13 protein-coding genes are annotated in these 12,495 nt (G+C 26.4%); 1 reads left to right on the top strand and 12 read right to left on the bottom strand.

What is annotated here, in order from left to right:
* Positions 1-42: 42 nt before the first annotated feature.
* Entirely contained in the window at positions 43-690 is a 648-nt protein-coding gene (locus EJL03_RS09270; RefSeq protein WP_125153698.1) for a pentapeptide repeat-containing protein, read from the bottom strand.
* A 487-nt stretch (positions 691-1,177) separates the two neighbouring features.
* Here EJL03_RS09270 and EJL03_RS09265 point away from each other — a divergent pair, with 487 nt between their 5' ends.
* A complete protein-coding gene (locus EJL03_RS09265) occupies positions 1,178-2,374 on the top strand; it encodes a pyridoxal phosphate-dependent aminotransferase (RefSeq protein ID WP_125153697.1) in 1,197 nt (398 codons plus the stop codon).
* A 33-nt stretch (positions 2,375-2,407) separates the two neighbouring features.
* On the opposite strand, the gene EJL03_RS09260 is transcribed toward EJL03_RS09265, so the two are convergent.
* The 11 genes from EJL03_RS09260 to EJL03_RS09210 form a co-directional block, all read right to left on the bottom strand.
* Positions 2,408-3,271, bottom strand: coding sequence for a GNAT family N-acetyltransferase (locus tag EJL03_RS09260; protein ID WP_164509058.1), 864 nt, complete (start codon positions 3,269-3,271; stop codon positions 2,408-2,410).
* 74 nt (positions 3,272-3,345) lie between these two features.
* A complete protein-coding gene (locus EJL03_RS09255; protein WP_125153695.1) occupies positions 3,346-4,401 on the bottom strand; it encodes a CotS family spore coat protein in 1,056 nt (351 codons plus the stop codon).
* A 185-nt stretch (positions 4,402-4,586) separates the two neighbouring features.
* Positions 4,587-6,506, bottom strand: a complete 1,920-nt coding sequence (locus EJL03_RS09250; RefSeq protein WP_125153694.1) for a bifunctional 4-hydroxy-3-methylbut-2-enyl diphosphate reductase/30S ribosomal protein S1 — start codon at positions 6,504-6,506, stop codon at positions 4,587-4,589.
* Positions 6,507-6,520: 14 nt separating this feature from the next.
* On the bottom strand, positions 6,521-7,177 hold the full coding sequence (gene cmk, locus EJL03_RS09245; RefSeq protein WP_125153693.1) for a (d)CMP kinase: 657 nt from the start codon (positions 7,175-7,177) through the stop codon (positions 6,521-6,523).
* A 78-nt stretch (positions 7,178-7,255) separates the two neighbouring features.
* Entirely contained in the window at positions 7,256-7,609 is a 354-nt protein-coding gene (gene aroH, locus EJL03_RS09240) for a chorismate mutase (RefSeq protein WP_125153692.1), read from the bottom strand.
* Complete coding sequence (locus EJL03_RS09235) at positions 7,609-8,835, bottom strand: BaiN/RdsA family NAD(P)/FAD-dependent oxidoreductase (protein WP_125153691.1); 1,227 nt, start codon at positions 8,833-8,835, stop codon at positions 7,609-7,611. The genes aroH and EJL03_RS09235 overlap by 1 nt, the downstream gene beginning before the upstream one ends.
* Before the next feature lie 59 nt (positions 8,836-8,894).
* Entirely contained in the window at positions 8,895-9,773 is an 879-nt protein-coding gene (locus EJL03_RS09230; RefSeq protein WP_125153690.1) for a MurR/RpiR family transcriptional regulator, read from the bottom strand.
* A gap of 308 nt (positions 9,774-10,081) precedes the next feature.
* Positions 10,082-10,792 carry a pseudouridine synthase gene (locus tag EJL03_RS09225; protein WP_125153689.1) on the bottom strand — a complete coding sequence of 237 codons (711 nt, stop codon included), beginning with the start codon at positions 10,790-10,792 and terminating at the stop codon, positions 10,082-10,084.
* A gap of 24 nt (positions 10,793-10,816) precedes the next feature.
* Positions 10,817-11,383: a Coenzyme F420 hydrogenase/dehydrogenase, beta subunit C-terminal domain gene (locus EJL03_RS09220; RefSeq protein ID WP_125153688.1), complete on the bottom strand. Its 567-nt coding sequence runs from the start codon at positions 11,381-11,383 to the stop codon at positions 10,817-10,819.
* A 16-nt stretch (positions 11,384-11,399) separates the two neighbouring features.
* Complete coding sequence (locus EJL03_RS09215) at positions 11,400-11,699, bottom strand: hypothetical protein (protein WP_125153687.1); 300 nt, start codon at positions 11,697-11,699, stop codon at positions 11,400-11,402.
* Between the two features lie 9 nt (positions 11,700-11,708).
* The gene (locus EJL03_RS09210) at positions 11,709-12,491 is read right to left on the bottom strand and encodes an N-acetylmuramoyl-L-alanine amidase (RefSeq protein ID WP_125153686.1); all 783 of its coding nucleotides are present in this window, start codon (positions 12,489-12,491) and stop codon (positions 11,709-11,711) included.
* Between the last annotated feature and the right edge of the window lie 4 nt (positions 12,492-12,495).

Raw genomic sequence — 12,495 nt, 5'->3', positions numbered from 1 at the left:
ATAAACAAACTCCTAGATTTTTGTTTATTTTTAAGACTAAATCTATTTTACAATAAGACCTAGCATAGTAGAGAAAGAAACTGCTTGAATTGGAGTAACTATTGCACCAGAAACATCCTCAATATTAATTCCTAAACCTTCGATATTACAACTAGTAAAATCTAACCCTTTAAGACTTGTATAGTTCATCTGACTCTTAAGTAAATTAGATTCATTAAATATTACTTTTAAAAATACTGAACTTTGAAAGTCTGAAGATGGTAAATAACATTGTAAAAATTCAACCTGTTTACAATTAGAGTATGTAAAAAGCGCATACTGAGCATTACAATTTTGGAAAACTACATTCCTTAAGGTAGCTTCGCTTAAATTTATTCCAATAATTTTACAATTTATAAACTCCACTCTATGCAACAAGGCCTCACTAAAATCTGTATTTGACAAATCACAGTTTTCAAATCTTACATCTAGCATTTCTATATGATTAAAAATAATTTTATTGAAAATAACATTTTTAAATATTATCTGATTAAAAGTAACTTTATTTGCTTTATAATCTCTTAAGCAACAATCAGTAATTTCTCCAAATGAGAATTCACATTCATCCACTATATTATCTTTAGATAAAATAATAATCCCTAAATTATTACAAATTTTAGGTCTTGAGATTTTTATTTTCTTATCACTCATAAATAATGCACTTCCATTTCATTATTAATATATCATTAATGAATTTTTATATCCTATATAATATTAAAGAACCAAATAAGCACAAAATTATACTTACTTCATTATTCTCTTACACTACTTATACTCTGAATTTTATATAAGTTTCTATGCTAAATAGTAAAATACCTCTTATTTAAACCAATAAAGGGAGGTTTCCCTCCCCAACTGTAACCACTTTGTCCCTGCTGTGGCTATCACATATTATATCCTATAATATTATCTTAGCACATATATTAATTATTTGTTACCTAAGTTTTACTTACTTTAAAACCACTATGGTCTTTTTTTAATAATACAGTGGGTCTTTTTTAAAATATGTGTTAATAATAAAATATATTTAAAATAAATTCATATAATTAATATATTTTATTAACCCACATATAATCTTATTATAGTATAATAAGCTAATATACAATTTTGAAAATTTCAACATTAAGGGGGATGGATTATGGAAATTTCAAAAAGAATTTTACAAATGCAGTTTTCAGAGATAAGAAAACTTATTCCATTTGCAGAGGAAGCTAAGAAAAAAGGGGTTAAAGTATATCACTTAAATATTGGGCAGCCAGATATAAAAACACCTGAAGAATTTTTTCAGGCTATTAATAAATATAAGGGCAAAACTTTAAAATACGAAAACTCCCAAGGGATGTCAATACTTATAGAAAGTTTTATGAAATATTATAAAGGAATTAATATAGACTTTAATAAAGATGAAATATATATTACAAATGGAGCCAGCGAGGGTATACAACATACACTTATGACTATATGTGACTATGATGACGAGATATTAGTTCCAGAACCTTATTATACTAATTATAATAATATAGCTAAAATCGCAGGAGTTAATATAGTATCATTTAACACATTAAGAAAAGACGGTTTTCATTTAAAAAACAAAGAAGAAATAGTAAATAAAATAAGTAATAAAACAAAAGCTATGTTAATTTCAAACCCTGGTAATCCTACTGGAGTTGTATATACAAAAGAAGAAATAAGAATGCTTGCAGATATAGCTAAAGAACATAATTTATTTATAATTGCAGATGAAGTATATAGAGAATTTATTTATGATAAATTAAACTTTGTGTCTTTTATGTACATGAAGGATATCTTAGATAGAATTATATTAATAGATAGCATATCTAAAAGATATAGCGCATGTGGTGCCAGAATAGGAATGGTAGCTACAAAAAATAAAGATATATCTAAACAGCTACTTAAATTGTGTCAGTCTAGATTAAGTGTCTCCACAATAGATCAAATTGGGGCTGCCAATTTAATAAATGTACAAAAAGAATATTTTAAAGAAGTTAATATAGAATATGAAAAAAGAAGAAATATATTATACGATGGGTTAATAAATATAAATGGAGTAAATTGTAAAAAGCCTGAAGGAGCTTTCTATATAATAGCACAACTTCCCATAAAAAATTCTAATGATTTTGCTAAGTGGATGCTAACAAATTTTAATTATGAAAATAAAACTGTCATGATAACTCCTGCAAAGGGTTTTTATAGTTCAGCTAATCTTGGAGTAGATGAGGTTAGGCTATCCTATTGTATTAATTGCGAAGACTTAAAAGAATCCATTAAACTTTTAAATAAAGGACTTGAAGTTTACAACAAATTAAATAAATAGCAATAAAACATAGAGTAGGTTATGTAATCTATTCTATGTTTTTATTTTCAATGTAAAATTTTCACTAATTTTTTTAAAACCACAATTTCTATATAAATTCAAAGCAATATCATTATCATAATCAACATTTATAAGCACATTTTTAAAATTATAATTTTTAATTATGTTTAATAAATAATTTATTAACGCTTTACCATATCCCTTGTGTCTGTACTCGTTTAATATGCCTACGTTAACTATTATAGGTATTTCATCTTCGATTATTATTTGACCATACCCTATATATTTATCATTCTTTTTAACAAATATAGCACCAGGTGAAAAATAATATTCTTGTGATTTATCCAAAAGTATATCCTTTACTGTAATAGGTATTCTTGACGCATGTTTAAATACTTCATTTTGTATATAACACCTAATATCTTCTTTCCCCCTTTTAAATACTTCAAATTGGATATCTTTTGAAATATTAAAATAAGAATTATAAGATACATTGAGCAACATTTCCACAGTGCCACCACTTTTATAAAAACCTACCTTTTGTAACAATTCTATATTAAAACCATTATTTTCACACATATAAGAAAAAGTATAACCCTTTTTTAAGCTACTCAATATATAATAAAGAAAACTTTCACTCTCTCTGCATAAATCCACGCTTAATGAGTTTATTGTATAATTATTTTGATTTTTAATAGAAGCCCAAATATATCCACAAAACTCCTTATTCTTTTGTAAAATAGCAACTTCATTTCTTAAAAATATTTTCTTAAGAAAACCACTATTATTATATTCTTGAAAATAATCCGAATTTAAATAATTAAAGTTTAATCTATTTTTATTCAATATTGAGAATCTTTCAATATTGTTTTTACTCAATTTAACACATTTACACATAATTTGCCTCGTTAGTATAAGTTTTGTATTCATAAATTAGTATAAGACTTTTATATTTTTTAGTCAATAATATACTAATCATAATTATTAACATATTGAACGTAGTCTTCTAAAAATTTCTGTTCATCTTCATCATATTTTATAAGCTTTGTAAGTTTATTCATATACTTAGATTCACTCCAATTTTTATGCTTTATATATCTTTTTTTACCTAATTTCCAAAATTTATGAGGAAAAGTTATTAGCGATAACATAGCCTCAATCTCACTTTTACTTAATTTATTAACTTCATTATAAGCCTCTATTAGTTTTCTAGCCTTTTCAAAATTCCACTGATACTCCTTTTTAAACATTAATCTCCTTATAAGTTTACCTAAATCATTAATATGAAGATCTATAAGTATACTATCTAAATCTATAAGATAATATACATTATCTTTTTTTATTATATTCTGATAATAAAAACTGTCGTGACAAAGAGTTTTTTTATTGCTAGCATCTTTTGATAGTCTGTAATAATCAGATGCATTTAATAAATGTAAGGCAGCTAACCCCCTATTATAAAATCTATCTATATACTCCTTATATGTTAAATCAAATTCATTTTTAATTTTTCTTTTTTCAATTATTCTTTTAAATTTTTGCATATCTAATAAATTACTATTAAATATCCTTGGCCAGTTTTTTAAATTATTCTTAACTTTCAACTTTCTAGTGTTGATTTCACTAGTTGCTATATGAAATTTAGCCAATAATTTCACACAATTACACGCCTCCTCTATGTCATCTAAATCACATTCTTCTCCATCTATCCATTCAGTTGCATAAAAAAAAACTTTTTTATACTTTACAAAAAGATATTCATCTCTTGTTTTAAGAAATTTAGCGGTATATGGAAAGTTATGTTTTTGTAAATCTTGTACTAAAGTATTTCCATTTACAGCTTTAGTTTTACTATGTCTAATTTTTTTTAAGCATATGGGGCCTAAGTTAGTATCTATTCTATAGGCACTACGCACCTTTGAAATATCAAAAACAGAGAAATCATAATTTTCTAAAACTCTTCCTAACATTTTTTTTTCTTTGTCAGTAAGCTCATCTATATTCTGTACTAATTTTCTATCCCCCATAAAATACCTCCTACAAGTATCTAATAAATTATATTAATTAAAGAATAAAATATTACTGATATAAGAAAAAAGCTAATGTTTTATAAGGGCATTGTATACATTTTTTAATATTATATATGAGAAAAATAAATATAAATAAAAAAATACGTGTATGTTTTAACACACGCATTTTTTTATATTATATCTTAAATATCATTTACTTCTTTTATACTTAAAGCAATTTTTTTATTCTCTTTATCCACTTCTAATATTTTAGCTTTTATAGTTTCTCCTATAGCTAATACCTCTTCCACTCGTTCAATTCTTTTATGACTTATTTGTGATATGTGAACTAGTCCATCTATTCCTGGCTCTAATTGTATAAACGCTCCAAATGAAGCAAATCTAACTACTTTACCTAGGACAATGGTCCCCATAGGATATTTTACATCTACATCTACCCAAGGGTCTTCTGTTAATTTCTTTATACTTAATGATAATTTTTTATTTTCTTTATCCACATTAATAATATAAACTTTAATTTTGTCTCCTATTTTTAAAACATCAGAGGGTTTGTTCACTCTACCCCAAGATATTTCTGATACATGTAATAGACCATCTATCCCGTTTACATCAATAAATGCTCCAAAATCCGTTAATCTTTTAATTTCTCCAGTAACTATTGTATCCTTACTTATAGATTCCCAAGCCTTTTCTTCCATTTTTAGTTGTTCTTCTTTTAAAAGTTCTCTTCTTGATGCTACTATTTTAGTATTATTACGTGAAATACTAAATTCAATTATATTAACTTCCACAATTTGATTTACATATGTTTGCAAATTATCTACATGGTATAATTCTATATGAGATGCAGGGATAAATACTCTCAATATATTATTATAAGTTGCTAATAACCCACCATTTACTGCTTCTTTTATTCTTACAGTTATAACTTTTTTATTATTAAATGCCTCTTTTAGTTCTTCATATGAGCTTTCTCTTATTAATTCTATTACAGATAGTATAGGTGCTGAGTTCTCTGATCCTATACTAATTATTTTCCCCCTTACTTTATCACCATTTTTAATATAATCTGATATATTAGCATTTTCTTCTTTTGTAATTTCACTTACAGGAAGTACCGCATCAGATTTGTACCCAATATTTATAAAGGCCTCTTTCTCATTACTATTTATAGCAGTAACTTCACCTTCAATTATTTGTCCTATTGAAATCTGTATATCATTATTGTTCATAAATTCTAATTGTTCACTTAGCTCACTTTTTTCATTATTACTCATTTTATAAATTGCCTCCCTTACAATCCAATCAGGTGTAGATGCGCCTGCTGTAACACCTATACTAGATATTTTATTTGTATATATATATTCAGGTAATTCACCTGCATTTTCTACATGAATAGTATTTTGACAATTTTTCTTACATATTTCATAAAGTTTTGTAGTATTGGAACTATTTTTACCCCCTAATATTACCATTGCTTGCACTTCTTTAGATAAACTTTCAGCAGCTTTTTGTCTAATACTAGTAGCACTACATATAGTATTAAATGCAACTATTTCTTTGCATTGCTTTATCACAATATTCAAAACCTTATTCCAATGTTCTTCTTTTTCTGTAGTTTGAGAGACTACACAAATTTTTGGAGGAAGTTTTTCTATATTTTCGCCATCTTTAGAAATAATAGCATCATTTTCACACCATCCATTAATCCCTATAACTTCAGGATGAGTTTTATCTCCTATTATTAAAATAGAATATCCTAAATCATAATATTCCTTTACTTTTTTTTGAATGCTAGATACGTATGTACATGTAGCATCTATTATATTAAATTTTTTCCTTTTTAATATATTTAAAGTTTCTAAAGATATTCCATGAGAACGTATTATAATAACATCTCCCTTATTTAATCTATCTATTTCCTTTAATTCTATTGGGAAAACATTATTATGCTTTAAAAAATCAACAACATCTTTATTATGGATTAATGGACCAAGAGTATATATATTTCTTTTATAATCTTTTTGTGTTCTTAATGCCATATCCACAGCTCTTTTTACTCCGTAGCAAAAACCAGAATTTTTAGCAAGTACTATATTCATATATCCACCTACAATTAATTAACTTTTTTATATATATGATTAGAAATCTCATTAACTACTTCTTCTATAGTTAAGTTAGAGGTATTAATTTCAATAGCATCCTCAGCTTTTCTTAATGGTGTAACCTCTCTTGTAGAATCTATATAGTCTCTTTTTTTTATATCCTTAAGTATACTTTCGTAACTAACTTCAATATCTTTATTTTTTAATTCATTAAATCTTCTTCTCGCTCTTACCTCTGGAGAAGCAACTAAATAAAATTTAAAAGGAGCATCAATTAAAACTACCGTACCAATATCCCTTCCATCCATTATTACATTATATTTTTGAGACATACTTTGTTGGAGAGATACTAACAAACTTCTCACTTCTGAAACAGTAGCATATAAAGATACAATGTTACTTATTTTTACTTCCCTTATTTTTTTACTTACGTCCTCACCGTTAACAAATAATTTATTATTTATAAATTTCATATTTAAAGACTTTACTAGAGAAGATAATTTTTCTACTTCTTTTTCAGAAATTCCATTTCTTTTCGCCATTAAGGCTACTGCTCTATACATGGCTCCTGTATCTATATACATTAAATTAAATTTTTCCCCTATCAACTTTGCTATAGTGCTTTTTCCTGCTCCAGCAGGTCCATCAATTGCAACAGCTATCCTCAATTTTAAACTTCCTTTCCATATAGCTTTATTACACAATATATATAACTTAATATATTCTATAATAAAATATAAAATCCTTTATTTAAACAAATCTTTACGTAAATTTTGTGATTTCCCCAAATATACATAATTTATATTTTCCTTATGGTTCTTTGTTAAAATTAAAATCCTTATACACATTTTCAGTGCATTTTCAACTTTCATTTCATTAAAATGCATTAATGCTACTTTATCTAAATTAAACTCTTCTCTTATAAATTTCCCTGGATAAGCTTTAGTGATATCGTCTGTACAAGAAAATATTATAGATATAATTTCTGATATATCTAAATTATTTTTTTCTAAAATTTCACTAAATAATTTAATAGAAGCCTTCTTTATATCTTCCTTACAATTTTTTTCTATTGTAATGGCACCTCTTATAGCAATCATTATTTTTCACCTACCATCTTTCCAGCTAAATAGCCAGTTGAAAATGCTATTTGAATATTATAACCTCCTGTGTATGCGTCTACATCAATAACTTCTCCTGCAAAATAAAGATTTTCTATAATTTTTGATTTCATGCTAGAGGGATCAATCTCTTTTACATTTATTCCACCAGCAGTAACAATAGCCTCCTTTAAAGGTCTTAATCCTTTTACTTCTAATGTTAGATTTTGAAGTAAATAACAAAGAGCTTTCCTTTCCTCTTTTGTTATAGAATTGACCTTTTTAGTTTCAGGTATACCAGATAGTTTTATTATAATATTTATAAGTTTTTTAGGTAAAAGTTCTTCTAATGAATTTTTAAAATCCTTATTAATGTACTTTGAAAAATCTTTTTGAATTCTTTTATCAAGCTCTTCTGGTAAAAGAGCCGGTTTTAAATTTATGACAGCATAGAATTTTTCATTATCTTTAATAAATCTACTAGCACTTAACACTATAGGACCAGATATTCCAAAATGGGTAAATATCATTTCACCAAATTCTTTATATATATTTTTTTTCTTATTATTTTTAATAGTTAATTCTACATTTTTTAGTGCTAAACCTTGCAGATCTTTCACCCATTGTTCATTAGTTTCAATAGGTACCAATGAAGGCTTCAGTAAAGTAACTTTATGTCCAACCTTTTTTGCCAATTTAAATCCATCACCTGTTGATCCTGTTTGTGGATAAGACAATCCACCTGTAGCTATTATAAAATAATCTCCTTTTAATTCCTTATTATCTATAGTTTTAATAGAAATTATTTTATTATTAACTAGTACCATATCCTTAACTTGTGTATATAAAACAATACGAACATTTTTTTTAAAAAGTTCTTTTTCTAATGCATTTATTATATCCGAAGATTTATCGGATTTAGGAAAAACCCTATCCCCACGTTCTATTTTTAATGGTACTTTTAAATTGTTAAAAAAATCTATAACATCCTCATTAGTATAACCATACAAAGAACTGTATAAAAATTCTGGATTTCCTGGAATAAAATCAAAAAACTCTCCTATGTCTTTAGCATTAGTAACATTACATCTACCCTTTCCAGTTATAAAAAGTTTTTTACCCAGTTTCTCATTTTTCTCTATTAAAATTACTTCATGCTTTTCAGCAGCAGCAATAGCAGCCATCATGCCTGCCGGGCCACCACCTATTACAATTACTTTAGCCATATACTTTATATTCCTCCTTCAAAAAGAAAGCGAACCTACTTTTAGGTTCGCTTATTTCATTAATCATTGCTTTTTTCTTTATAAGAATAAACCTCATAATCTTCCCATATCTTTTCAAGTTTAGAAAATGTAGAAGAAATTTTTTCCTTTTCTCTAAGTCCAACAGCAATAATTAAAGCATTTATAACACTTAACGGTGCTACAAGAGAATCTACAAAAGATGCCATATTACTTTGTGCTATTAACGTATGATCTGCCCTTGCCGCAAGAGGTGATAATAAACTATCTGTTATAGCAACAACATTAGCTCCTCTTCTTTGAGCATAATCAAGTGCTTCAATAGTTCTTGCAGCATATCTTGGAAATCCTATCCCAATAACTAAATCTTCATCACTAACATTTAGCATTTGCTCAAATATATCACTTACACCGTAACCAATAACCTTTACATTATCTAAAATCAAGTTTAAGTAAAAACCTAAAAATTCAGCTATAGCAGTAGAACTCCTAAGACCAACTAGATAAATTCTTTTTGCCTCAAATATACTATTTACAACATCCTCAAAAGTTTTATGATTAATCTTTTCTAAAGTTGAACGTATATTCTCCATATCTGACTTTAAAACACTTTTAAGTGCAGTCTCCTGACTTATGAAATCATTTGAAAGCTCAATTCTTTGTACAGTTGTTAATTTATTTTTAATCAACTCTTGCAAAGCTTTTTGAAGCTTTGGGTAGCCACTAAATCCTAATTCATTTGCAAATCTAACTACTGTAGATTCACTTACACCAACGCTTATACCAAGTTTAGCAGCAGTCATAAAAGCAGCTTTATCATAATGTTTTAATATATATTCTGCTATTAATTTTTGACCCTTACTAAGTCTAGGAAATTTCGTTTGAATTGTACGCATTAAGTCTTGCTTTACATCTTCCATACTAGATTCAATCCTTTCTCCATATCCCCTAAAGTAATGCAATATTTATTTCATTTTACCATCTATTGAACATATTATCAATATTTCATTCAATTTTTAGCTATAAATCTTTTTATATTATATATTATTAAAATGTATTCCATATTATCTTGTAAACCTGTAATTAAATTTGTTTAAGGAACGGGATTATAAAAAACATATTTTCATATAACTTTATGTGACTAAAACTCTTAGCTATAATTTTATATGATAATCTTAAGAAATATTTCGAAAATTAACACTTTGTTTTTTATTTCCAGCACAATACTCTAAAGAGAGTATAGATAATTAATTTCATTTTCATTTAAATAACGCCACTGCCCTTTTTTAAGATTTGATAATGTAATTTTACCAATAGCAGTCCTTTTAAGTTCTATAACTGGATGATTTATTTTATCACACATTCTTCTTATTTGCCTATTCTTTCCTTCATGAATAAAAATACTAACTTTGGAATTGCCATTTTTTATTGAAAGTATATTTATATTTGCTGGAGCCGTTACGTAACCACCTATATTAATACCACTTTTAAACATTACTAATTCTTTTTCCCTGGGAATTCCTTTTAATATTGCAATATATTTTTTTTGTTTTTCTTCTCGTGGATGTATTATTTTATTATATATACTTCCATCATTAGTTAAAAGTATTAAGCCTGATGTATCATAATCTAATCTGCCAATAGGATATATCCTCTCTTTAACTTTAACTAAATCCAACAAAGTCTTCCTTCCTCTTTCATCTTTCACTGTAGATATATAACCCTCTGGTTTATTTAGTGCAATATAAACTTTTCTTTCCTCTATAAAAATATTTTTATTATCTACTGTTATTTCATCTATATCGCCATTAATTTTTGTACCCAGTTCATTTATTGTAATACCATTAACTTTTACTCTACCACTAAGTATTATTTCCTCACATTTTCTCCTTGACGCAACACCACAAGCTGCCATATATTTTTGAAGTCTTTCTTCCATTTATTAAGCACCCCTTTTATGTTTTTAATCTTCATCATATACATTTCTTTTTAATTTATTAATATATTTTTTTTCTAAATAATTAAAATCACTGTTATTTAACTCTTTTAAAAAATTTTCTCTTTCCCTTCTAATTTTAAGTTTGCCGTTAGTTATTCTTGGATTTCCTTTCAAGCACTCTTTTATAGAACTTTTATAAACTTTAACTTTCTTTCTTTTTACTGAAGAATTTAAAATTTCATCTCCTTTTTTATTATTAGATAATATAATAGATACTCCTTTTTCATCTAGTATACTATCTGGACACTTCCAAAAATCCCCTATGGTAATATCTCCTACTCTAGGTATACTCGAGAATTTACAATCATAACAACTATTATTTAAATATAAATCACATATAAAACCATTAAAAAATGAATCTTTTGTTTTTTCACATTGATAATTAATTCCATTTTCTGTAATTAATTTAACATCTGAATGTAGCCATCCCTTTTCTTTATCCCTAAAATTATAATAAATAATTCTATCTCCTTTAGATTTGCTATGTAAATATTTTTTGAAAACAGTTATTGAAGGTACAGCATGTTGCACTTAAAGACAACACTTTTTATTTTATGTTATTTTCATATTTAATAGTGTTTATAGAAAAATCATATCCTCCAGTAGTAGTAAATGTAATTAACATTGCATTTATAAACATTAAATATAAATTATTAAAATTAAATGTATTTGTTAGAATACTACAGATTAAAATATTTAAAAATGCAATAATAAATGCAAAATATCTGGTTGGTATCTTCTTTATTCCTGGTAACTCTTTTAAAAATTGTACCATTAGCATAGTAACAACTACTGTTCCCATGAATGTAGAGATATAATCTACGCTAAAAAATTCATTAATTTCCATAAGTTCCTCCTAAAACTTTTTTGAAAATTTTAATACTTCCTTTATAACTCCCCACCTATCTGTGTTGCTTCCTATTCTAATGACGTTTTCTGTAGGACTGGTTCCTCCACCTACTACATAAATTTTATCATAATCGTTTGTGTCTATTGTTCTAGCTGTTATATCTATTGTTCCACAATTTAAATAATCCGCCAAATATTCTGCTGCTCTTTTATCTACTTGATTGTTATAACATACTATGCTTTTAATTTTAAACACCTCTTTATCATTTATTTTTATTGTTTCTCCTACTAATCCCTTTACTATAGCATTAGCTATGTTTTCTGCATTGTATTTACTCATGTCTTCTTTAGAATCTATGAAGCAACATTCAACAAGCATAGCTTTAGCTTTTGTATGCTTTAATACATAAAGATTACTTCCATTTTTTATTCCTCTGTTTGTATATCCCAAATCACAAATATTGTTTAATATATTATTAACTTCTTTAAAAGTTTTACCTCCATATGTCCATATTTCCGTTCCATGTGCTTTACTATTAAAAGCGTTAAAATGAATAGATACATATAAATCTACATTGTTATTATTAGCTGTATTAGTTCTATAACTTAAACTATCGTTCAAACTACTACAAGTATCTTTATAACACTTAATAACTGTATGTCCTAACGCTTGTAATTTACTTATTACTTTTGTTCCTACTTCTCTAGTCAAGTTTGATTCTGATTTTATTCCTACTGCTCCATAGTCAGCACCAGACATTGTATGACCACAATCTATTCCTATTTTCATTCTT

It is taken from the genome of Clostridium rectalis (assembly GCF_900626095.1).
In the GTDB taxonomy this organism is placed as follows: Bacteria; Bacillota; Clostridia; order Clostridiales; family Clostridiaceae; genus Clostridium_AS; species Clostridium_AS rectalis.
The sequence above is the reverse complement of the archived record's forward strand: the minus strand, read 5'-3'. Positions and strand labels throughout refer to the sequence as shown.

Coding starts and splice junctions, on each gene's coding strand:
- EJL03_RS09270 (WP_125153698.1), bottom strand. CDS start 690: ATGAGTGATAAGAAAATAAAAATCTCAAGACCTAAAATTTGTAATAAT.
- EJL03_RS09255 (WP_125153695.1), bottom strand. CDS start 4,401: ATGGGGGATAGAAAATTAGTACAGAATATAGATGAGCTTACTGACAAA.
- EJL03_RS09250 (WP_125153694.1), bottom strand. CDS start 6,506: ATGAATATAGTACTTGCTAAAAATTCTGGTTTTTGCTACGGAGTAAAA.
- EJL03_RS09225 (WP_125153689.1), bottom strand. CDS start 10,792: ATGGAAGAAAGACTTCAAAAATATATGGCAGCTTGTGGTGTTGCGTCA.
- EJL03_RS09210 (WP_125153686.1), bottom strand. CDS start 12,491: ATGAAAATAGGAATAGATTGTGGTCATACAATGTCTGGTGCTGACTAT.
- EJL03_RS09215 (WP_125153687.1), bottom strand. CDS start 11,699: ATGGAAATTAATGAATTTTTTAGCGTAGATTATATCTCTACATTCATG.
- aroH (WP_125153692.1), bottom strand. CDS start 7,609: ATGATTGCTATAAGAGGTGCCATTACAATAGAAAAAAATTGTAAGGAA.
- EJL03_RS09260 (WP_164509058.1), bottom strand. CDS start 3,271: ATGTGTAAATGTGTTAAATTGAGTAAAAACAATATTGAAAGATTCTCA.
- EJL03_RS09230 (WP_125153690.1), bottom strand. CDS start 9,773: ATGGAAGATGTAAAGCAAGACTTAATGCGTACAATTCAAACGAAATTT.
- EJL03_RS09235 (WP_125153691.1), bottom strand. CDS start 8,835: ATGGCTAAAGTAATTGTAATAGGTGGTGGCCCGGCAGGCATGATGGCT.
- EJL03_RS09265 (WP_125153697.1), top strand. CDS start 1,178: ATGGAAATTTCAAAAAGAATTTTACAAATGCAGTTTTCAGAGATAAGA.